Raw genomic sequence first — 21,415 nt, 5'->3', positions numbered from 1 at the left:
AACTAAAAGGGGGATGGGGAAAATGATTAGATTACTTACGAAAGAAGATGCGGAAAAATATTGGGACTTACGTTTACAAGCTTTACAAGTAAATCCAGAGGCATTTGTAACAACTTATGAAGAGGCGATTCGCCAGGAAAATCCTATTAAGCGAGTGGAAAGTAATTTAACAGCTACTACTAGTTGTACATTTGGTGCATTTAATGAAGAAAATCATTTAGTTGGAGTTGTCACTTTACTAACAGAAGAGAGAGAGGCGTATAAACATAAAGGTCATATCGTTGCGATGTATGTAGATGCACAAAACAGGCGGAACGGATTGGCACGTGAGTTAATAACAAATGCCATTCAAAGAGCGCGAGATATAAAACTAGAGCAATTGACATTAGGTGTTGTATCTACAAACGAACCAGCAAAAAAATTGTATGAATCAATGGGCTTTAAAACGTATGGAATTGAAAAAAGAGCTATAAAGGTGAATGGTGTGTATAGTGATGATGAAAATATGGTGTTGTTTCTTTAAAGGAAGGATATTATCATGAAAGATCTCCATTTAGAAAAAGATATGAACCCCAACGTGGCAATTTTGTATGCAACGGTTACTGATACATTTAAACGATTGCAAAGGTTAGTCGAAGGTATTGAAAAGAACGAACTATCCTATAAAGGGTCTGAAAATAATGAAAATAACATTGGACAGCTACTTCAGCATTTAGCAGTAGTCGATTTACACTGGGTGTACCGTTTAAAAGGAGAGGGAGTTCCGCCTGCACTTGAAAATAAATATGGACCAATGTTGAATGAAATGGGAAAATTGCCTAGTTTAAGAAAGTACAAATTACAAGAATTAATGCAAGATTATGAAGCTGTGCAACATATGTTTTATGAGGAATGTATGAAACTAACAGAAAATGATTTAACACGAGAAGTTTTTTATGAAAAGGGAGAAAATGCGACTATAAGGTGGGGAATATGGCATATAGCCGATCATAATCGGTACCATCAAGCTCATATTAGTCGATTACGAAAGTTATATAGAAGTAGACCGCATGTATGATTAAATTTTTGAATATTAATTATATTCATTTTGTTATATAGTAGAAAAAGAAACTATATAAGGGGTTTTATAATGAAAGCTATTGCAGTAGGGATATTGGCATCGTTTTTCTTTGCCTTTACCTTTGTGTTAAACCGGTCGATGGACTTAGGGGGCGGGAGTTGGATTTGGAGTGCATCACTACGGTATTACTTTATGGTTCCAATGCTACTACTTATTGTCATGTATAGAGGGAATTTAAAACAACTCTTGCAATATATGAAAAACAATCCGAAAGAGTGGTTGTTATGGAGTATTGTAGGGTTTGGTCTCTTTTATGCACCGCTTAGTTTCGCGGGTGCGTTTGGACCGGGGTGGCTTGTCGCTTCGACTTGGCAAATTACAATAGTTGCAGGGATTTTGTTAACACCATTTTTTGCGGTAGACCCATTACATAAAAAACTTCCAATGAAAGAATTAGTAATGTCAGGCATTATTTTATTCGGTGTTGTTCTTATGCAAGTAGAACACGCTTCTTCTTTAGGGATTCGTGAAACCATTTTATGTGTGGTTCCTGTACTCATTGCTGCGTTTGCATATCCACTTGGAAATAGAAAAATGATGCAAGTATGTAAGGGCGAATTAGATGTCTTCCAACGAGTTCTCGGTATGACATTAGCAAGTTTACCATTTTGGTTTTTACTATCTGGTTATGAAGTATCAACAGGCGGACTACCGTCAAGTAGTCAAGTTTTCCAATGTTTTATTGTAGCAGTTAGTTCAGGGTTAATCGCAACGGTATTATTCTTCTTTGCGACAGATCTTGTAAAAGATGATCCGCAAAAATTAGCAACAGTCGAGGCGACACAGTCTGGTGAAGTTTTATTTGCATTAGTAGGAGAGCTGCTCTGGTTATCGGCTCCAATTCCGTCTTCTTTATCGTGGGTTGGAATGAGTCTTGTAATTGTCGGAATGATACTTCATAGTTATGTAGCTGTAGTTGTGAAAAAAGAAGAGAAAATAACGGCATAAAAAGATTAGCTCTTTTTCAATAAAGAGCTAATCTTTTTTCATGAGAAAGGATGGAGATAGGATGTTACAACGTGTTGAGCATTTAGAAATAGATCCCATTAAAAAAGTATTAAAGCATGCGACCGGTCCGAGTGAAGCAAGCTTATTTAAAGCAGTTTCAATGTATAAAAATGATCAGGCAGTGCTATATAAATATGGGAATAAGGGTTGCATAGGTATAGCGCTAATTCATACAAATAGAGCGAGAATGTGTCACATAGCTGTTGATGAAAAATATCGCAATCAAGGAATTGCACTTCAAATGATTAAAGAAATAATTAGGGAATATGAGTTAACATATATTGAGGCTGAGACAGATACAGAGGCAGTCGGATTTTACAAGAAATGTAACTTTAAGATTGAAAGCTTGGGAGAGAAATATCTGGGGGTAGAGAGGTTTTATTGTTATTTAGAGAATGAATAAAATAAATAGCTCATCATTTGTGATGGGCTATTTCATATTAGTATAAATTAAGATTGCTAGATTGAAAGTTTTTGATTGTGTTTACCTTTCTATATTTATTTTAAATTAATATACAATAATTTAACTGTTTCCGATATGATAAAAACGACAGAGGTATAGTAATTGGAATGATTAAGTTAAAAATTAAGAAAAATATGATAATATATGTATGTATTAGTTTAAAGCAAAATGGGGGAACAATCGTGAAAATGAATGACATAGTGGCGAATACACAATTTCCAAATACAATCGAAACAATTACAAATGATTTAAAAGCATTAGGGATAGAAAAGGGAATAACAGTTATTGTACATTCTTCATTAAGTTCAATCGGTTGGATATCAGGCGGTGCAGTTGCCGTAGTAGAAGCGTTAATGAAAGTTGTTACAGAAGAAGGAACGATAATTATGCCGACGCAATCTTCGGATTTATCCGATCCAAAACATTGGTCAAGACCACCTGTACCAGAAGAATGGTGGCAAATTATTCGGGATAACGTCCCAGCATTTGATCCACGTATAACACCAACAAGGGCAATGGGAGAAGTAGTTGAATGTTTTCGTACATATCCGAATGTATTGCGCAGTAATCATCCACTCAGTAGTTTTGCAGCATGGGGGCAACACGCAGAAGAAATTACAGCGAATCATTCACTTTCCATAAGTTTTGGTGAAGAATCGCCATTACGAAAAATATACGATTTAGATGGATACATATTATTACTTGGTGTTGGTTATGACTCTAATACGTCTATACATTTATCTGAGGTACGTACAGGTGCACGCGAGTTAATAAAGGTAGGAGCACCTATTATAGAAGAAGGTGTAAGAGTATGGAAAGAATTCGTTGAAATGGATTACGATTCTGATACGTTTGTAGAAATCGGAGTTGAATATGAGCTTAAAGGAACAGTTACGCGTGGGAAGATAGGGAATGCGACGTGCCGTTTTATGAGGCAGCGTGATGCAGTTGACTTTGGAACAGAGTGGTTTCGTGCGAAAAATCAGTAAGGGATGGTTATTATGCAGGAGAAAAAAGTATTAATTACGAGCGGCGGCTGCCTAGAAAAATGGGATCAAGTACGTGGACATACAAATTTAGCAAAAGGTACGATTGGAAGAATTATTGCGGAAGAGCTAATGACAAAGGGCGCACATGTAATATATTTGCATGGCTATTTCGCTGAGAAGCCAATGGATGTAAATAACCAATTAGAATTGCACCCATTTGAGGGGATTATTGATTTACAAGATAAGATGAAAAGTATTATTACACATGAAAAAGTAGATGCAGTTATTATGGCTGCTGCTGGCTCAGATTGGGTTGTCGAAAAGATTTGTGATAAAGATGGAAATGTTCTTAATATGAACGGAAAGATTTCAAGTGACATCGCTCCAATTATTCATTTTCAAAAAGCGCCAAAAGTATTAAAACAAATAAAGAGTTGGGATCCAGAAACGATACTCGTTGGCTTTAAACTTGAAAGTGACGTAAATGAAGCAGAACTTATTGAAAGAGCAAGTAAAAGAATGGAAGATGCAAAAGCAAGTGTAATGGTAGCAAACTCACCGCATTCTTTATATTCTCGCGGTGCTGTGCATCACGTTATTGGACAAGACGGTAATGTGAAGTTATGTAATGGGAAAGATGAAACTGCAAAAGAAATTGTCAATATGTTAGAGCATTTATGTAATCGTATCACTGCGATGTAAATTTAAGCTTTTAGAAAGAGATGCAGTCGCATAGTATGTAATGGAGTTAATATTAAATTAGTGGGGGAACTTAGCCCTCACTAATTATTAAATTGAGTCAATGGAATAAATAGGCCATTAGCTGCTCGTAAATGTGTAATACATGATATATGCATAATGAACATTTTGTGAGGAGTGGATTGTATGGAACATTTATTAAAGCAAGCTATTAAACTTAGAAATGAAAAGAAATATGCGCAGTCTAGAGAGATACTTATAGGATTAACAAACTTTACGAGGGATGCAGAAGTACTATATCAATGTGCTTGGATACATGATGTAATGGGTCTTGAAACGGAGGCGGTTCCGTATTATGAACAGGCAATTGCGAACGGACTTGATGGTGAATCCCTTTGCGGTGCGTATATCGGTCTTGGCAGTACGTATCGTTGTATAGGGGAATATGATAAAGCGATTACTTTATTAGAAGCAGGGATAAAGAAGTTCCCGGAAAATGACGTGATGAAAGTGTTTTTATCATTAGCAAAATATAACGTAAACGAACATGAAGAAGCGATGAAATTACTGTTAGAGACAGTTGTGAAAGTAGATGAGATAAAAGAATTTGAACGTGCTATTTCATTTTATAAAGACCATTTAAATGAGGTTTTTGAATAGAGGAGAGAAGGAATGAATCCATCAATTTCAAGAAGGAAAAAAGGCATTTGGATTGGACTCGTATCTTTAATTATGTTATCAAACTATTTATTGTATGCCCTGCCAATAGTGCCAGCTGCCCCGAAAGAAGTAGTCCTCGGTTCATTATTAGATTTTATGTTTGTAATTCCAGTCATCACATATTTCTTTATTATACGGAAAAGATATTCGTTAACGTATATGTTTCCTGTAGTTATAGCTGGATATGTATTCGCAAGATTTATAATTCCTAGTGATTATTTACAAGCTTTTTCATTTGTTTCGTATGTAATAGTTGCTGGAGAAATTGTGTTCGTATGTTTTGAACTGTTTCTTATATATAAAATTATAAGAGTACTTCCTAAAATAATAAAACGATATAAAGAATATAGAAGTGAGTATTCTTCATTTTCTTATGCGATTGATGCAGCGTTTGATGCTACTATGAAAAGAAGTAAGGCTGTAAGTATCATTCTTACTGAGTGTAAATTAATCTATTATGCATTTTTATCGTGGCGTGAAAAAGTACCAGATGGTGAATGCACATATTCCTATCACAAAAAGACCGGCGCTATAGGTGTTTATATTATGATTATTCACGCAACATTAATTGAAAGTATCGGTTTTCACTATTTACTTCATCAATGGAATCCAGTAATAGCTTGGATTTTACTCATACTAAACGTATATGCGATGATTTATTTTTTAGCTGAAATACAAGCGATGCGTAAAAATCCAATTGTCGTAACAGAAGAACAAGTTATCATTCAAATTGGATTAGGAAAGAAAGTTGTATTGCCATTTACACAAATTGATAATATTGCATTCTACAAGGGGGAACCCCTAACAGCAAAAGAAGAAAAAGAGGTGCTGGATGCAACTGTTATGGAGTTCATAAAAGAACCTGCTACTTTTGAAATAACGCTAAAAGAGCCAGTGAAAGTGCAGTTGTTGTATGGATTTACTAAAACAGTAAGTCGTGTTCACTTAAATGTTGATGAGAAACGAAAATTTTATGATGCGGTTACTGAAAGGTTAAAACATATGAATGGTGGATAGTGAAAAACTCCTTCTAAATAAGAAGGAGTTTTATTGTGTAATTGTAGACCGTACACTTCTTTATCGCTATATAAACGGATATAATTAAGACTAGAAATAGCATAAGGGGAAACAAAAAAATGAATAAATTACGAACACCTAAAAGTGAAATTATAGAAAGAAAAATCCGATATGACTCGACAATAGTAGATCACAATTGCTTAATACTTGAAAAGAAATCGCAAAGTATCGTGTTATTTTATGAGGTTCAGTATTCATTTACGATGAATACAAATGATTCGAGTTTAACAATCCCAAAAGGAAGTTACACCATTGCATACTACTGGGAAAATCGTCCGTACAATTTATACATATGGAGAGATAAGAACGGAATGTATTTAGGCGCTTATTTTAATGTTGTAAAAAATACGCAAATAACAGACGAACTAGTGTCATTTGAAGACTTAATTATTGATATTATGGTAATGCCAAGTGGAGAATGTTTTATTTTAGATGAGGATGAGTTACCTGAGCCCTTAGAGAGTTTTGAAGGTAGCTATGTGGATGAAGCTCTTTATGTATTAAAGGAAATAATTCAAAAGTCGCTTCCTCAAATGATTGTAGAGACAGAAATGGTGCGGCTAAAATAAAGTTTAATCGATTTGAAAAGAGAATACGTGTTTAATGAAAATGAGTAGTCTCAAGTTATATGATCTAACTTTTTTGATAAATCTAAGGTTAGAAGCATATTTCTTGGGATTACTCTTTTTTTGTAGGAATTTTGTTGCTTAGTTTCTAAATTGATTTTTAAATTTATCAAATAAGATTGACTGAATCGAGTTCAGTCGTTTATGATTGAATCAGATTCAGTCGTGGTAAAAAACATAGTAGGAGATGACGTATGAAAAGAATATCAAAAGAACCCGATATAAGACGCCAAGAGTTAATGGATATTGGTTTTGAACTATATATGAAAAATGGTATGGGAGGATTTAGCATAAAAGATGTTGTTAGTCGGGCTGGTGTAGCAACAGGGTTGTTTTACTATTACTTTAAATCTAAAGAAGATTTTGTTGATGAGACTTTAAATAGCTTCATTGTGAAAAATATGGAGTTAATTGAAGAAATACTTATTTCAAATGAACGGTCTGTAATGCAGAAGATGAAAGATTCTCTAGATATATTTTGGACATTTATTGAAAAATTAGCACCCTATAAAAATGTGAGTTCGTTTCAGACGGAACAACATTTTCAACTGGAACAGAAATTATTCACACGAATTCAACCATTAATTCGACAAGTAATTGAAGAAGGAGTGAAAACGGGGATTTTTTATACTGACAACTCCTCATTAGCTTCTGGATTTATTTTATACGGTCTTAGCAGTATTGCTCATTCAGAAGTAAAGTTGAATCTAGATACGAAGCAAGAAATGGTTAATTTAGTATTAACTACACTACGATACGATCAAAAAGAAGGTGAATGTATATGAAGATTATTATCGATGGAAACAATATTTCGCAAGAGCAACTTACAAAATGGAAAAGAGAACGTATTAAAAAAGCATTAAATACATTAGGACATAAAGGGCCTGAAATAAATGATACAGACGTCATGATAAAAAAGCTAACGGAAGTAAAGTTGAAATATTCATATAATGAAATGTATGATAAACTGAAATCAAAACTTAGATTAAGTGGAATAGGTATGCGTATCTGTACTGTTTTATCTGGTGATAGACGAAAATTTTCAAAAACAAGCATCTATTTAGATGGGATTACAGCAGAAGAAGCTATAAATGGAATTGATAGTTTTATGCTTGAACAATCACGTGAAAATAATCAAGTGAATTTATCGGCTTGTCCTGATCACTATGTACTAAGCCCCTTTGGGGAAAATGAATTAGAGGTTATCGAAACTACAGGTAATTCTCCGTTCCCAGTTCAATTTTTCATTGTTTTTGGTGACGAAACGGGATTGAAAACACCTAGAGATAAGTCTTACCAATACCAATCAACAGGTGTTGCACGTATGAAAGATGGTACTATTATTGGTGGAGTTCGGCATCAATTTAAAGATATTGATACTGGGATAGAAGTAAGTCTAGTTGTTGAGTTCCCAGCACTTTGTCCTAATAGTCTTATTAAATCACATCAAATGCATTTAGCATGTGAGTTTTCTTATTGGTTACAGCGGATTAAGGACCATAAAAAATAGTAAGTGAAAAATACCTTTCAAATAAAGAAATATACAATTTTTATGAATATAAATCGAACTGTATTTCAAACAAACAGTAACGATGTTCAAACGAATCATATGTGTCTTTAAATAAAGACTAGTTAACTTATAGGAAATGTTTTTATAATATGTAGTTAATTCTATAACGTATCGCTGATTGGAAAAACCGAATCCATTCATTTATATGAATCAGTTCAAGGAGGGGGAAGAAGTGGCAGAACTGTTATTCCCTTTATTAAAAGACGAGAAGCAACAAGAAAATAAAATCGTTGGTGAAATGATAGCTGATGCATATGCTTTAAAAAAATAGTGAGAAATAAAAAACTCGCAAGTTTTTAAGCTTGCGGGTTTTCATCGTAAACAATTAATAAATATGATAAAATTAAGAGGTAACTTATGGTACGGTTGGTTGTTCAATTATCACTTCTCCAAAGTAGGAGGGGGGTGATAATTCGTGAGTGAAATTGCGTTGCTGCTGCAAGGTGGACTGTTTCTCGTTGCATTGTTAACGTTTATTGTCGTCTTAATTGACAAGCTCAAAAAATAACAACCCACCTATGCCTATAGAAAGTGGGTTGTTGTGTTTGTACGAAACAAATAGGATAAATGAACAATCCAATCTGCTAAGTTACGTGGACTAGTGTGTAGCCGCACACTAGTCTTTTTTATTTATATACAGGTTTTAATTGTTTTATGTGATTGTATTGTTCTTTTCACACTCATTATAACACAGTGTCTTTTCATGAAGAAAGGAGACCGTATGTTCCTATATGGATTAAATAGAACGTGTAGTTTCTTTAAATAGCCCATCCATATACTGTTTTAAACTTTCCACAAAAAATCCTTTTTTGTCTACATTATTTACGCCGACAATTGGTGATGGAAGATTGTATCTTTTTTCTGATAAATGAACAACAACATCAAAAATATCAAATAGGCGAATGAAGCAGAATAGACCGTCTTTATCACTAAGTAAAATAAAGTAATGGTTTTCGCTCGTTGTATTTAATGTATTCCATAAAGAGCTTTTGCTTAAGTCACGAACGATACTCTTTTCCTTTAATTCCATGAAATCGGCATTTAATAGAATGGTAGAAATATCAATCGCATCTGGATCGTCAAAGTAGCCATCAATTGTTTGTACAGCAAAAGTATAAGCCATTTTTAATACACTCATTTTATATTTACGGTTATCTAAAAGCAATTCACGTTGAATAGAACTAGCTACTTTTGTTACGCGCTCTTCTTTCCAAATTTCATTATGTAATGAAATATCGTGCTTTTTACATAGTTTCATAATTAATGCATTGGAATAAAGTATCTCATCACTTACTTCGACTACATCTGTCTCAGCGGCTGCTAGCTCCTCACCATGTTCATTCGTATAGAGAGGGGAATCGATTTGTTTTTTCATTTGCTCAATCTTATATTGACTTAATTTATGTCTAATTAAAGGACGATCAATATTTGTTGTCATATGTTCATGACATGAATCACAAATTGAATTTATGAAATAATATCCACATAATATCTCTGGAATGACATATTGTTCACTAAGTTCTTTCGTATCTTTTCTGCAAATGATGCATTGTGTCATATTTATCACCTTTACCTGCAAATTTGTCTGTAATCTCATTGTAGTGTATTTAATGGGATTTTGGAATATTGTAAAGGAAAATATTATGTGAAATCTAAGTTTAATTTGGTACAATGAAGAGAAGTGCTAGTTTAAAGGAGGACGTTTTTTTGAAATCGAAAGTGCACTTTTGGACATTAGAAGTGCTGATGGTTGTAGGAATTATATTTATTTGCACAAAAATATCGTTTCTATTTCAACCGATTGGTATCTTCATATCAACATTATTTTTCCCAATTTTAATCGCGTTATTTTTATACTTCATATTTAACCCATTGTTAGTCTTTTTGGAGAATAAAAAAGTACCTAGAGGTTTAGCGATTTTACTACTGTATCTTTTTATCATCACATTAACTGGAGTTGCTATTGGAGTAGTTGTTCCAACCATCTCACAACAGTTAATGGATTTAGTAAAAAATATGCCGACTTACATAAAAGAGGGAAAAGTATACATACAAGATCTATCCCATCATAGATTATTTGAATGGCTATCTACACAAAACTACGTTTCCATTGAGACAATTGAGAAAAATGCAATTGAATACTTAAAGGAAATACCAAACACACTTACGTCGAGTGCAACGGCTTTATTTGGTATTATCACGAACGTGGCGTTAGTTATCTTTACAGTACCGTTCATTTTATTTTATATGTTTAAAGATGGACATGCATTTCCAGGAAAAGCTGTTAGTGTATTACCAGATTCTTACCGTGAAGAAGGACTTCGTATCATAAAGGAAACGAACGAAACATTATCTGCATATATTCAAGGTCAAGCGCTCGTTTGTATGTTTATTGGTGCCTTTACATTTACTGGTTATTTAATCATCGGTTTACCGTATGCTTTCGTTTTAGGAATTATTGCAGCATTTACAAATATAATTCCGAACTTAGGTCCATTTATCGGAGCAGCACCAGCTGTCATTATAGGTCTGTTCGTATCTCCGATGCAAGCTCTGTACGTAATTATTATAGTAACAATCGTACAACAGTTTGAAAGTAACATCATTTCACCGCGTATTATGAGTTCAAAATTAAATATCCATCCGTTGACAATTATCATCCTTATTTTAGGGGTAGGTAATTTCGCGGGAATTATCGGAATGATTTTAGCAGTACCAGCTTATGCGGTAACAAAAACAGTTGTTTCGAACTTAGTGAGATTGTTTAAGACGAAACGAAGTAAACGGAAATAGAATATGTTGAGAAAGATACACCGCTTAATAAAAAGGGGTGTATCTTTTATTTTTTAGTGTATGAAATACTTATTATTGTATATTTTTTACACATCAAATCAGGCGGTGAATTTTTGTTAAATGAACTATGTGGAATCCCTCTGAACTATCCAAATCATTTCTTTACACCGCGTTATTAACATCATAATCGACTCCTTTCATTTCTAATATAAGTTCAAACAATTATAGGTGAGTGTAGTACTTGCTTCTACGATCACGAATTTCATCTATAATCTTTTTATACTGTTCCTCTTGTTTTACTTCATTTGCAGATATAGTTTCTTTTTGAATCGTAATGGTTAAAAAGAAAAGGTGAAACTTCATACATGAATTCCTCCTTTCGAATAGGAATTACAGGTGACTACAATAATGACTTTGTCGTTCTTTTACGTTGTACATAGCCTGCTCAATTTGTCGGTCATGAAGCATATCAGACTCAGACAGTTTGTTTTTTTGAATGGTAATTGTTAAAAATAATACTCTGAATTTCATTGGATATTACCCCTTTATAATTTATTTAGTAAAGACGATTGTAATAAGAGGACTGACGCTCTTTCACATCATCCATAATATTTTTAATTTGTTGTTCACGAGAAATTTCATCTTTTGAAAGTTTACGCTTTTGAATGGTAATCGTTAAAAAGAAAGCTTTAAATTTCATTAGGAAATTACCCCTTTATAATTTATTTAGTAAAGACGATTGTAATAAGAGGACTGGCGCGCTTTCACATCATCCATAATGTTTTTTATTTGTTGTTCACGAGAAATTTCATCTTTTGAAAGTTTGTGTTTTTGAATGGTAATCGTTAAAAAGAAAGCCTTAAATTTCATTAGGAAATTACCCCTTTATAATTTATTTAGTAAAGGCGATTGTAATAAGAGGACTGACGCTCTTTTACTTCGTCCATAATAATTTTAATTTGTTGTTCACGTAAGATTTCAGCTTTTGAAGATTTACGTTTTTGAATGGTGATAGTTAAAAAGAAAGCTTTGAATTTCATTAGGATATTGCCCCTTTAAAAAAAATTTTAATACATTTGTGTATAATACGAACTTTTAATGTCCGTTATTTTATCCATAGTTTGTTTTAATTGTTGTTTACGAAAGATTTCAGCTTCAGATAACGTTTTTTTCTGAAGTGCTGTCGTAAAAAAGAAAATATGAAAAGTCATGGACGAATTCCTCCTTTCGAAAAGGAATTACAGGTGATCGCAATAAAGCACTTGGCGCTCCTTAACATCATTCATAGCTTTTGTAATTTGCTCATTATGAAGAATTTCAGCTTTGGAAAGTGTATTTCTTTGAATCGTAATACTTAAAAACAATACGCTAATAGTCATCGAATGTTGCTCCTTTCTTTAAAAAATAATGTATGAGACTAAAAAATCGCACGAAAAAGCCACAGGAAGATATCGTTTTCCTATGGCTGGGCGTGAAAAAGCCACAGGAAAGTATACGACCTCCTGTGGCGAATTTATGAATTAATAGAAATAAAGTACGATTTTCAATTCTCCGTTAGGGTGGTCGAATTCATATTTAATTGTCCGAAAAACACAGGTGCAGTTAACGCTAAAGTTAAAGCATGTAATTGTAATTTCATCATTTCCTTCGACCTCCTTTTAGAATATTTTTCTTACGTTAGTAATTATATACAATTAATGGATAATTGTAAACGTAAAAAGTGAAAATTTTTAATTTTGATTAAAATGCGTATATTTAAAAGGGCTTTTTAAAGGATACATTGTATGGATTGGATAATAAATAGAACGTGGGGGTGTCTAATGAAGTATATGAATAGAATAGCAGGTGTTATGCTAACAATTTTATTAGTTGTTACTGCTTGTTCTAATGGGGAGCAAATAAAAGAAATATCACATATTGAACCTGGGGCTTTTAAAAAATATATGGGGACACACGTTGGAAATAATTCCGATGTGTTTGCGATTGTTACAAACTTACCTGGTGGTGAAACAGTTCAAAGTATAAATTTGAAAAATGAGAAGATCGCGGTGAAATACGGTGAGAAAAAGAACGGTAACTTAACAGAAGATATCATTGAGACGTATTGGTTTGACGAAAAGGATACGATGAAAAAGAACTTTCTCTTTAATGCTATTTATCTTGCAGTTTTAGTACCGAATGCGAAAGGGTATGAGTTTCAGATTGAAAATCAAAGTTTTGCATTAAAAAGAGAAGAACTTTTACCCATACTGTATAAAGAATTTAATGATTTGCCAAAGGATGATCTTATATGGAATAAGGGAATCGTAATGAATTTCTTTTACGGTAATCAAGAAAAAATAGAAAAGCTAGTTAATAATAAAGATTTTCGAAAGCAATTTTTTAATGAACATCCTGTGCGGAAATCTAAGTGATATGGAGGAAGATGTGGTTATTTTATGATTGAAAATACGGACATTTTTTTAAGGGAGTCATTCAGTATTGAATGATTCTTTTTTTGATGAAAATTACGGAAAAAAATATAACGTTGTGCTATGGTTAATTACATAAGTAATGAACCTATGAACCTAAGGTGGTGAAATCGTGAAACCTACTCTAGAACAAAATAAGTTAATATACATACAAATTGCAGAAACAATTGAATCTGATATTTTAAAAGACATATTACTTGAAGAAGAACAAGTTCCGTCGACAAATCAATTTGCGAAGATGTTACAAATTAATCCGGCTACAGCTGCAAAAGGAGTAAATCTACTAGTAGATGAGGGGATTTTATATAAAAAGAGAGGGATCGGGATGTTTGTTACAAAGGGAGCAAAAGAAGTCGTACTAAAAAAAAGACAAAATACTTTTATGACCGAGTATTTACCTAAAGTGTGGGAAGAAGCAAAAGTACTAGAAATATCAAAAGACGAATTGATGGACATGATACACAAAATTACGAAGGAGGGGAAAGAGGGATGATTGCACTTGAAACGAAAAACTTGTCTAAAAAATATAAAAAGAAATTAGCTGTTAACGAAGTAACTATTTCATTGGAAGAGCATAAAATATATGGTTTGCTTGGAAGAAACGGAGCGGGGAAAACAACTTTATTAAACATACTCGCAGGTCAGATTATTTCAAGTAGTGGAAGCGTATCTGTATTTGGTGAAAATGTATTTGAAAATAGTAAAGCGATGCGAAATATTTGTTTCGTAAAGGTGAAAGAAAACATTAATTTAAGTAGTAAGGTAAAAGATGTTTTTTATTTGTGTAACATGTTTTATGAAAATTGGGATCAAGAATATGCTGAGGAACTTATTAAAAAATTTCAATTGAATGCAAAAGAAAAATATTATGATTTATCCCATGGTATGCAAACAATTGTTGGTATTATTAAAGGTTTAGCTAGTAGAGCACCAATTACTATTTTTGATGAGCCGACTACCGGTTTAGATGCAGCACATCGAGAGTTGTTTTACGAATTATTATTGGAAGATTATAGTGAATATCCACGAACAATCATCTTATCAACACATTTAGTTGAGGAAGTGTCCCATGTTATAGAAAATGTAATCATATTAAAAGAAGGATCATTAGCTGTTCAATCCTCTGTGGAAGATTTTTTAGAAAAAGGACACATAATATCAGGACATAAAGATAAAGTGACAAATTTTTTAATGGGGAAAAATGTTGTAAAACAAGAGTTGTATGGGAATAAAGAGATTTCTGCGATATGGGGAGATCTTTCTGCTAGAGATTATGAGCTAATAGAAACTGAAGGGTTAGAAATAGACAGAGTAACACTGCAAAAACTATTTATTTATCTAACAGATAATGAGGTGAAATGAAAATGCTTTTAAAACAATTAAAGTTACATATGAAATTTCATTATAAGGCTATTCTTATCTTTTGGTGTGTGGCATTACTTATAAAATGGACAACAACTGCAACTGATATAAAGGGACTAAAGGTAGCATTTTTACATGATATCTTCAATAATTCATCTATTGCAATTGCAATATTTATTGTGGCAAGTGTTTTTCTTGTTCAAGATGACATATTTCGTACAGTTGTCTCATTTGGCGTTACTAGATTACAATTCTTTATTGGTTCAGTATGTTTTATCATATTACAATCAGTAATTTTTTCATTTCTACAAGTTTTGCTTTTACAAGGTACATTTTATGAAACGAAACATATAAATTTAGGAGCACATACAATCGAACAATTCTTTGCACAGTTCGTGTTCTATCTATTATTAGCTAGCTTATTTCAATTAACAACTATTTTTCAGAAAAGATTTAATTGGATAGGCTTTGCTTTTAGTGTGATTTTTTTCTTGGGGTTGACGAGTACAATTTATGGTAAGGTAGGTTTGAAAGAATTGGTATTTATTGATAGTAAATCGTTAATTGATATACCTAATTTTATATCAATTTCGATAGTACTTATTTTAATATACTTTATAATTAGCGCTCTATTTATTCGTAAAGTTTCTTTTGAGGATACGATTTAAGCACAAATACTTTAAGAGAGAAGGAAGACTGTATGGGAGATACTTCTTCACTAATAACCGTCTTTTTATGCGTGGCACTGCTAATTTTTTGGCGACGATATCGTTCTATGTATAAGCCGATAAAGGGAACGGGAAAACGTATTTTGTGGCCATTACTATTTTTAACACCGGGTATTTTATTGTTTTTTGGTCCAGTACATCCAGCTATATTACAAGTGACTATAGCAGCATCCATTGGGGTGATTTTCGCAATCCCACTTATATTTCTAACAAACTATGAGCGAAGAGAAGACGGAAACATTTATACGAAAAAAAGTGCTGCCTTTTTAATTACTTTTATCGGAATTGTTATTTTAAGATATAGTTCAAGACAATATATCGTTGGCTTAGATCCGCAAATAATTGGTTTATTATTTTACGTCGTTGCGGTGTCTTATATTATTCCGTGGAGAATTGCTTGTTATATAAAATTCAGGAAAGTTTGGCGCGGGAATAGTAATCATGTGATATAAAAATAAAAACTTCTCATTTGAGAAGTTTTTATTTTTATGGGCTATTTGCTTGTAATACAAGTTTCGAAACATCTTTAACAGAACCTATTTCAAATGCCCTCATACGAGCATTTACTGCACGTTTAAATTGCTCTGTTTGAGGTGTCGCTCCTGTAACAGTTGGGAGAAAACATAGCACAGAGTTAGCAACTGAAATAGCGAAGGATATTCCTAGTTTTCATGAGAAGTTAAATTGTGTAATTGATAGAATTAGTGTGGAACGAATTGGTGAGAATGGAGAATCAATTATTGAATTTGAAGTACCATTGCAAAAAATCTGACAAAAGTCAGCTTTTTTATTTCGAACTATGAAGTAAAGCACCAATTGCACCACTATAACCGCCGTCTTGTAAAAAGACTGGTATTTTGTTTTGATATTCTGTATAGCTACTAATAATATTTTGAAGATGTACGTTATTACATAGAGTAGAACCGATGTAAATGATATGGTCAATATTTTTTGCTTCGGCGAATTGAAGACTTAATGCTGTGACGACTTCACCGACAAGTCCTTGAACGGTAGCTAGTATATCTGAACTACTATAATTTGAGTCTGTAATGGTCGCTTTTCCGAAATTGCTAGCAGTTAAGTTATTATCAAGAGGGGAGAGAATCCCGCCATAAATATCTCCAACTGTAATATCTAGACTGTTTCTTGAACCAATTTTCGTAAGCGGAATCACGTCTTCAAAATGATCTATATTTGTTAATAGTTTTGAAAGACCCATAATAGTACCACCGCCAACTCCAGTTCCACCAGCGCGAACATATTGCTTGTCGTGAACATAGTGAATGGAAGTACCTGTACCGATATTTGTTAATACAAAGCTGTTTATAGCACGTTTTTCTTCTTTTAGTATGTATCGTACTCCTGCTAAAGTAGCTTCAAACTCGTTTAATTCTACTATTTTATATGAACTTGAAAGGAGTTGTTCTAACTGTGTAGCTTTACCACCTGTAATGCATAATTGTGTAATTGAATTATTATTATGAAGCCATTCTTTAATTCTTTCATGTTCATATGAATAAAATTTTTCAAAAACTAATTTGTTCATTTCGTTAAAGTAAGCAATTTTTGTTAATGTTCCCCCAGCATCAATACCAACAACATTCCGCATTTCCCTACCCCTTACTATGTAATCTGTTTAATCAGCTTGATATATTAATAGCTTTTCAATGGTAACGATTGATTGACCGTTTACAGAGGCAATTCCTTTCCCAAGAACAAAACCTCGTCTGTTACGTGTTAATTCATAATGTAAGTCAAGTTTATCACCGGGATACGCATTTTCATGAAATTCCACCCCATCTAAAGAGGAGAGGAAACCAAGTCCTTCAGATTCACCTGTACTTACAAAAGCACTAAGTTGAGCCAGTGCTTCTACAATTAGCATATGAGGCATATAGTTTTGATTTTCATTAATAAACCACTCGTTATTTGTGATCAGTTTGTATCCTGTAGCTGATTGAGATTCTTTAACGTTTGTAATTTTATCAATCATTAAAAATGGATAGCGATGGGGAAGAGTATCTTTAATATTCATATCGTACCTCCAGGAATAATAATACCCCTGCTAAAGTTAAGCAGGGGAGTTATTATTAATTCTTAACTAATTCTTCTATTTTTTCAATAGAGAAAATACCGCTATTTTTAATGTTTTCAACTGCTTCTTGTAATACTACTTTATCTTGAACAAGTGCAATACGTACAAAACCTTCGCCATGAGGACCAAATGCATGGCCTGGTGTGACAACGACATTTGCACGATCCATAAGTGCATAAGCGAACTCTAGCGAAGTCCATCCTTTCGGAATTTCAGCCCAAACGAACATACTTCCAGCTGGTTTATTGACATTCCAACCGAATTTGCGGAATCCGTCCACTAAAGTATCTCTACGTTCTTGGTAAATTCCACGGTTTTTTTCACAAAATGCAGCGCCGTGTCGTAATGCAGCGGATGCAGCTTTTTGAATTGGTAAAAACACACCGTAATCTGTATTAGACTTAAATTGCGTAAGCGCGCTGACAATTTCTTCGTTACCAATCATATAACCAATACGGCTACCAGCTAAACTATAACTTTTAGATAAAGAATTAATTTCAACGCCAACTTCTTTTGCACCAGGTACAGATAAGAAGCTAATTGGCTTTTGACCATCAAAATAAAATTCAGCATAAGCAAAATCATGGACAACGATAATATTATGTTTTTTCGCGAATGCGATTACATCTTTAAAGAAATCTTCATGTGCCATTGCTGGAACTGGATTTCCTGGGAAGTTCAAAATCATCATCTTTGCTTTATTGGCGATTTCTTCAGGGATAACTTCTAAGTTAGGTAAGAAATCATTTTCTTTTTTTAATGGCATGTAGTAAGATGTTGCACCGGCCATTTGAATTCCTGTTTCATAAGCTGTATATCCTGGATCAGGAACTAGTATTATATCTCCCGGATTTGCAAAAACCATAGGTAAATGAACGAGTCCGTCTTGTGAACCCATTAATAATAAAACTTCTTTTTCAGCATTTAATATAACGTTATGAGTGTTGTTGTAATATTCAGTTACAGCTTCGTGAAATTCTTGAATACCAGATAATGTATATCCGTAACTTTCTTTTGCACTTGCTGTATGTACCATTTCTTCTCTCACAAAATCAGCAGGAGGCATATCAGGATTCCCGATACTTAAATCGATCATTTTATGACCTGCTGCAATTTTCTCTTTTTTATAGGCCCCTAATTCACTAAATATAGAAGATTGGAATGCTTTCATTCTAGTTGCTAAAGTGTAAGTCATCAAAACCCCTCCTAAAAACAGTGTTTTCTTTCTGTATTTTTAATTATTCTGAAAACACATGTTTACATTTTATCATTTTTTTATGAAAATTAAAACGATTGACAAATTTAGAGGGAGGATAATAAGGGGAAATATAAAAATAACGTAGAAAATATTTTCTACGTTATAAATGAAGATTAATTGTTTGTTTTTTTATATGTACATGTGTTTTCAGTTGTAAAAAAGTATACATTTAATTCATTATCGACAACTTTTAAAGATTGATCCGATGTAAACGAGTTACCATAATCAATACGATACACGTTAGAATTTTTAACAAACGATCCTTTAAATAAATCCTCTTTTTTATTTGTTGTTTGCATTTCCACTAAATTGTGAACAACCTTTTCTTTCTTTTCTTCTTTCACAACTGTTTCAAATTTATAATATACAGGGCATTCACCTTTTTTATTATCAATGACTTCCCAAGAGCCGTATATATCATTATTGCTACATCCACTAAGTAGAACGATTAATATAGGGAAAATAAATAGAAACTTTTTCATTGTGTACTCCTTTCTTATTCGTTTTTATAAACGTGCGAATACGATAGGAATATTGTAAAAAATAAAGTTTAAATTTTCATAAAGAATTTTTAAATTTCACATAAAAATTTGGAGAAAGGTGAGATTTTTAAAATGAAAAGGCATGAATCTAGTGTAATGCTAGATTCATGCCTAGTACTCTATCTTATGTTATGTTTTTTGAGGATAAATGAAGCGGAAAGAAGAATGACAATTCCATTTACAATATATACATTTAAAATAACGAAGACTAGGTTAGCTACTCCCAAACCACCTTTATCGAATATAGATGTGAGTGCTGTAGTAGTCAAAAAGATAATGGGAGTTAACAATAAAAATAGGAAACCTGCAACAATCCTTCTTTTAAAGTTATTTTGAGATAAGGAAATGGCTAAAAAATTAAGGACGCCAAACATGACCAATGAAAAAAGAAGGATAATTAATAATTGGATGCCATAAGACATTTCCACAGCTCCTTTTTGAAAAATCTATAATTTATTTTATTCGAAAGTAGTAGGGGATACTCCTTTAAATATTTGAACTACATAAAGAAAATAGATTTTAATCCTTGAAATTCAAAAAGAATGGACCCAGTAAAATACGGGATCCATTCTTAAGAAGTATTAGTTTTATATATTCGCAGATTGTGACGTTTGTTTTTTAAATTGTTTCTGCTTAGATAAGGAAATAAAAATAATCAACAACGAAATAACTCCGAAGATGAGAACCATATATTGTAACCCAATCGTATCTAAGAAGAAGCCAGTTCCAAGTAAGACAATTTGGAACATAACTCTTTCAAACATATTACGGAATGAGAAGAGACGTCCGTGATAGCTTTTTTCGACTTTCGTTTGGAAAATTGTCGACATAATAGGGAAGAAGCAGCCTACACTAAATCCAAACAAACCAAATGAGGCAAGTGCCATCCATTTAATATCGCTAAAGAACAACGAAAGGTGTGCAAAAGCGGTACAAATTGCGAAGAAGTATAGTAACTTTTCAGGTTTGAAATGATCAGATAAACGTTTAATAACGAAGGCACCTAACATAAATGCTACACCTTCAATTGTATATATGAATCCTTTAATCGTTGGGTCATGTTGCATTTCGCTAATGTTAATAACCATTAAATTGAATCCAGCTATAAATAATAGAGGGATAATACTTAATATAAGTGCTGTAAAAGCAATAGGAATTCCTTTTAAAATACGAAATACTTCCATAAAACTATTATCTTTAGCTGATTGTTTACTTGATGTAGCGGATTTTTTATCTTCAAATTGTAGGAAGAAAGTTGAGAGGAATAATAAAGCGTATGCTGCCATTGAGAAGGCATACATATACTGTAAACTCATTACAACTAAAAGAATGCCACCTAGAGAAGTACCTGCAATACGAGCGATTGTACCGATATTCATATGTACACCGTTCATTTGTAATAGCTCATGTTCATTAACGATGAGTGGAATTACAGATTGTAATGCAGGGAAATAAAATGCCGCGGAAATTTGAAGTGCAATCATAAATGCAATCATGAAAGCGATACTTTCATATTGAATAGCGAAAAACATGAAAATAACACTAATAACACGACCAAATCCAGCGTAAAGAAGAACTTTCTTTTTTTCATATTGATCAATGACACGCCCAGCCATTGGACCGACTAGAACACCAGCTAACAGTCCGATAAATAATATAACGGATTTCATAAAATCAGAAGGGACGTATTTTTGCATAAATTCAAGATTACCAAGAATACCAAGCCATAACCCTAGACCAGCAATAAACTCCCCAATTAATACGATCCAAACATTTTTATTACGCCACATAATTTAAACCTCTCAGTCTTTTAAAATTAACAACTCGTATATAAAACCTCCTAATTTATTCATTATTTTTTAACGCGCTTTTTTTAGAGTCAGAGTCTATATTA

The 21,415-nt window shown here is 32.9% G+C and carries 33 protein-coding genes and 2 pseudogenes; 20 read left to right on the top strand and 15 right to left on the bottom strand.

Annotated features, from left to right (window positions below; genetic code table 11):
- Positions 1-22: 22 nt before the first annotated feature.
- The 13 genes and pseudogenes from NSQ69_RS14355 (at position 23) to NSQ69_RS14295 (ending at position 8,780) form a co-directional block, all read left to right on the top strand.
- Positions 23-523, top strand: a complete 501-nt coding sequence (locus NSQ69_RS14355) for a GNAT family N-acetyltransferase (RefSeq protein ID WP_002032747.1) — start codon at positions 23-25, stop codon at positions 521-523.
- 15 nt (positions 524-538) lie between these two features.
- The gene (locus NSQ69_RS14350) at positions 539-1,057 is read left to right on the top strand and encodes a DinB family protein (RefSeq protein ID WP_002127841.1); all 519 of its coding nucleotides are present in this window, start codon (positions 539-541) and stop codon (positions 1,055-1,057) included.
- Positions 1,058-1,129: 72 nt separating this feature from the next.
- Positions 1,130-2,068 (top strand): DMT family transporter, encoded by a 939-nt coding sequence (locus NSQ69_RS14345; protein WP_002013410.1) that lies wholly within the window; start codon positions 1,130-1,132, stop codon positions 2,066-2,068.
- 61 nt (positions 2,069-2,129) lie between these two features.
- Positions 2,130-2,531 (top strand): GNAT family N-acetyltransferase, encoded by a 402-nt coding sequence (locus NSQ69_RS14340; RefSeq protein WP_002127840.1) that lies wholly within the window; start codon positions 2,130-2,132, stop codon positions 2,529-2,531.
- 248 nt (positions 2,532-2,779) lie between these two features.
- Positions 2,780-3,580 carry an aminoglycoside N(3)-acetyltransferase gene (locus NSQ69_RS14335; RefSeq protein WP_131243733.1) on the top strand — a complete coding sequence of 267 codons (801 nt, stop codon included), beginning with the start codon at positions 2,780-2,782 and terminating at the stop codon, positions 3,578-3,580.
- Positions 3,581-3,592: 12 nt separating this feature from the next.
- Positions 3,593-4,282 (top strand): phosphopantothenoylcysteine decarboxylase domain-containing protein, encoded by a 690-nt coding sequence (locus NSQ69_RS14330; protein ID WP_197236015.1) that lies wholly within the window; start codon positions 3,593-3,595, stop codon positions 4,280-4,282.
- A gap of 183 nt (positions 4,283-4,465) precedes the next feature.
- Entirely contained in the window at positions 4,466-4,939 is a 474-nt protein-coding gene (locus tag NSQ69_RS14325) for a tetratricopeptide repeat protein (protein WP_002013416.1), read from the top strand.
- Positions 4,940-4,951: 12 nt separating this feature from the next.
- On the top strand, positions 4,952-6,016 hold the full coding sequence (locus NSQ69_RS14320) for a hypothetical protein (protein ID WP_341099421.1): 1,065 nt from the start codon (positions 4,952-4,954) through the stop codon (positions 6,014-6,016).
- A 119-nt stretch (positions 6,017-6,135) separates the two neighbouring features.
- Entirely contained in the window at positions 6,136-6,645 is a 510-nt protein-coding gene (locus tag NSQ69_RS14315; RefSeq protein WP_341099420.1) for a DUF402 domain-containing protein, read from the top strand.
- A gap of 251 nt (positions 6,646-6,896) precedes the next feature.
- Positions 6,897-7,487 (top strand): TetR/AcrR family transcriptional regulator, encoded by a 591-nt coding sequence (locus NSQ69_RS14310; protein ID WP_002127831.1) that lies wholly within the window; start codon positions 6,897-6,899, stop codon positions 7,485-7,487.
- Positions 7,484-8,212, top strand: coding sequence for a hypothetical protein (locus tag NSQ69_RS14305; RefSeq protein ID WP_002127829.1), 729 nt, complete (start codon positions 7,484-7,486; stop codon positions 8,210-8,212). The genes NSQ69_RS14310 and NSQ69_RS14305 overlap by 4 nt, the downstream gene beginning before the upstream one ends.
- A 217-nt stretch (positions 8,213-8,429) precedes the next feature.
- Positions 8,430-8,543 (top strand): annotated as a pseudogene (locus NSQ69_RS14300) (alkanesulfonate monooxygenase); the annotation flags it as partial.
- A gap of 144 nt (positions 8,544-8,687) precedes the next feature.
- Positions 8,688-8,780 carry a putative holin-like toxin gene (locus tag NSQ69_RS14295; RefSeq protein WP_001289319.1) on the top strand — a complete coding sequence of 31 codons (93 nt, stop codon included), beginning with the start codon at positions 8,688-8,690 and terminating at the stop codon, positions 8,778-8,780.
- Positions 8,781-9,008: 228 nt separating this feature from the next.
- On the opposite strand, the gene NSQ69_RS14290 is transcribed toward NSQ69_RS14295, so the two are convergent.
- The gene (locus NSQ69_RS14290) at positions 9,009-9,830 is read right to left on the bottom strand and encodes an HNH endonuclease (protein WP_000189680.1); all 822 of its coding nucleotides are present in this window, start codon (positions 9,828-9,830) and stop codon (positions 9,009-9,011) included.
- Positions 9,831-9,979: 149 nt separating this feature from the next.
- Here NSQ69_RS14290 and NSQ69_RS14285 point away from each other — a divergent pair, with 149 nt between their 5' ends.
- Complete coding sequence (locus tag NSQ69_RS14285; protein WP_341099419.1) at positions 9,980-11,065, top strand: AI-2E family transporter; 1,086 nt, start codon at positions 9,980-9,982, stop codon at positions 11,063-11,065.
- A 222-nt stretch (positions 11,066-11,287) separates the two neighbouring features.
- Here the strand turns inward: NSQ69_RS14285 and NSQ69_RS14280 are convergent, their stop codons facing one another.
- The 7 genes from NSQ69_RS14280 to NSQ69_RS14250 are packed head-to-tail and all read right to left on the bottom strand — an operon-like array spanning position 11,288 to position 12,444.
- Positions 11,288-11,428, bottom strand: coding sequence for a YrzI family small protein (locus NSQ69_RS14280; RefSeq protein WP_002065956.1), 141 nt, complete (start codon positions 11,426-11,428; stop codon positions 11,288-11,290).
- A gap of 27 nt (positions 11,429-11,455) precedes the next feature.
- A complete protein-coding gene (locus tag NSQ69_RS14275) occupies positions 11,456-11,596 on the bottom strand; it encodes a YrzI family small protein (protein WP_000672237.1) in 141 nt (46 codons plus the stop codon).
- 25 nt (positions 11,597-11,621) lie between these two features.
- A complete protein-coding gene (locus tag NSQ69_RS14270) occupies positions 11,622-11,765 on the bottom strand; it encodes a YrzI family small protein (RefSeq protein ID WP_002013394.1) in 144 nt (47 codons plus the stop codon).
- Between the two features lie 26 nt (positions 11,766-11,791).
- A complete protein-coding gene (locus NSQ69_RS14265; protein ID WP_002127828.1) occupies positions 11,792-11,935 on the bottom strand; it encodes a YrzI family small protein in 144 nt (47 codons plus the stop codon).
- A 26-nt stretch (positions 11,936-11,961) separates the two neighbouring features.
- Positions 11,962-12,105 carry a YrzI family small protein gene (locus tag NSQ69_RS14260; protein WP_000668987.1) on the bottom strand — a complete coding sequence of 48 codons (144 nt, stop codon included), beginning with the start codon at positions 12,103-12,105 and terminating at the stop codon, positions 11,962-11,964.
- Between the two features lie 27 nt (positions 12,106-12,132).
- Entirely contained in the window at positions 12,133-12,276 is a 144-nt protein-coding gene (locus NSQ69_RS14255) for a YrzI family small protein (protein ID WP_000142704.1), read from the bottom strand.
- 27 nt (positions 12,277-12,303) lie between these two features.
- On the bottom strand, positions 12,304-12,444 hold the full coding sequence (locus NSQ69_RS14250) for a YrzI family small protein (RefSeq protein WP_000156202.1): 141 nt from the start codon (positions 12,442-12,444) through the stop codon (positions 12,304-12,306).
- A 441-nt stretch (positions 12,445-12,885) separates the two neighbouring features.
- On the opposite strand from NSQ69_RS14250, the gene NSQ69_RS14245 reads away from it, so the two are divergent.
- The 5 genes from NSQ69_RS14245 (at position 12,886) to NSQ69_RS14225 (ending at position 16,078) form a co-directional block, all read left to right on the top strand.
- Complete coding sequence (locus NSQ69_RS14245) at positions 12,886-13,479, top strand: DUF4825 domain-containing protein (protein WP_341099418.1); 594 nt, start codon at positions 12,886-12,888, stop codon at positions 13,477-13,479.
- Between the two features lie 169 nt (positions 13,480-13,648).
- On the top strand, positions 13,649-14,029 hold the full coding sequence (locus tag NSQ69_RS14240; RefSeq protein WP_000805182.1) for a GntR family transcriptional regulator: 381 nt from the start codon (positions 13,649-13,651) through the stop codon (positions 14,027-14,029).
- Entirely contained in the window at positions 14,026-14,898 is an 873-nt protein-coding gene (locus NSQ69_RS14235) for an ATP-binding cassette domain-containing protein (RefSeq protein ID WP_002127824.1), read from the top strand. Before NSQ69_RS14240 ends, NSQ69_RS14235 begins: the two co-directional genes overlap by 4 nt.
- Positions 14,895-15,566: a DUF4052 family protein gene (locus NSQ69_RS14230; RefSeq protein ID WP_033708092.1), complete on the top strand. Its 672-nt coding sequence runs from the start codon at positions 14,895-14,897 to the stop codon at positions 15,564-15,566. Before NSQ69_RS14235 ends, NSQ69_RS14230 begins: the two co-directional genes overlap by 4 nt.
- A 32-nt stretch (positions 15,567-15,598) precedes the next feature.
- Positions 15,599-16,078: a CcdC family protein gene (locus NSQ69_RS14225; protein WP_033729220.1), complete on the top strand. Its 480-nt coding sequence runs from the start codon at positions 15,599-15,601 to the stop codon at positions 16,076-16,078.
- A gap of 34 nt (positions 16,079-16,112) precedes the next feature.
- On the opposite strand, the gene NSQ69_RS14220 is transcribed toward NSQ69_RS14225, so the two are convergent.
- On the bottom strand, positions 16,113-16,256 hold the full coding sequence (locus tag NSQ69_RS14220; RefSeq protein WP_157354806.1) for a hypothetical protein: 144 nt from the start codon (positions 16,254-16,256) through the stop codon (positions 16,113-16,115).
- Between NSQ69_RS14220 and NSQ69_RS14215 the strand changes: the two are divergent.
- Positions 16,231-16,398 (top strand): annotated as a pseudogene (locus tag NSQ69_RS14215) (2'-5' RNA ligase family protein); the annotation flags it as partial. The gene NSQ69_RS14220 and the pseudogene NSQ69_RS14215 overlap by 26 nt on opposite strands.
- Before the next feature lie 15 nt (positions 16,399-16,413).
- Here the strand turns inward: NSQ69_RS14215 and coaW are convergent.
- The 6 genes from coaW to NSQ69_RS14185 all read right to left on the bottom strand — a co-directional run bounded on the left by coaW (position 16,414) and on the right by NSQ69_RS14185 (position 21,311).
- A complete protein-coding gene (gene coaW / locus NSQ69_RS14210) occupies positions 16,414-17,235 on the bottom strand; it encodes a type II pantothenate kinase (protein WP_002127820.1) in 822 nt (273 codons plus the stop codon).
- Positions 17,236-17,262: 27 nt separating this feature from the next.
- Complete coding sequence (locus NSQ69_RS14205) at positions 17,263-17,661, bottom strand: 3-hydroxyacyl-ACP dehydratase FabZ family protein (protein ID WP_002127819.1); 399 nt, start codon at positions 17,659-17,661, stop codon at positions 17,263-17,265.
- A 55-nt stretch (positions 17,662-17,716) separates the two neighbouring features.
- Positions 17,717-18,916, bottom strand: coding sequence for an LL-diaminopimelate aminotransferase (locus NSQ69_RS14200; RefSeq protein ID WP_002127818.1), 1,200 nt, complete (start codon positions 18,914-18,916; stop codon positions 17,717-17,719).
- 176 nt (positions 18,917-19,092) lie between these two features.
- The gene (locus NSQ69_RS14195) at positions 19,093-19,461 is read right to left on the bottom strand and encodes a hypothetical protein (RefSeq protein WP_002127817.1); all 369 of its coding nucleotides are present in this window, start codon (positions 19,459-19,461) and stop codon (positions 19,093-19,095) included.
- 179 nt (positions 19,462-19,640) lie between these two features.
- Entirely contained in the window at positions 19,641-19,943 is a 303-nt protein-coding gene (locus NSQ69_RS14190) for a hypothetical protein (protein WP_000120186.1), read from the bottom strand.
- A gap of 165 nt (positions 19,944-20,108) precedes the next feature.
- Positions 20,109-21,311, bottom strand: a complete 1,203-nt coding sequence (locus NSQ69_RS14185; RefSeq protein ID WP_002032512.1) for an MFS transporter — start codon at positions 21,309-21,311, stop codon at positions 20,109-20,111.
- Between the last annotated feature and the right edge of the window lie 104 nt (positions 21,312-21,415).

Source organism: Bacillus sp. FSL R10-2201, assembly GCF_038008665.1.
GTDB classification, from domain to species: Bacteria; Bacillota; Bacilli; order Bacillales; family Bacillaceae_G; genus Bacillus_A; species Bacillus_A mycoides.
Note: the sequence above shows the minus strand (reverse complement) of the source record. Positions and strands in the feature narration are given on the sequence as shown.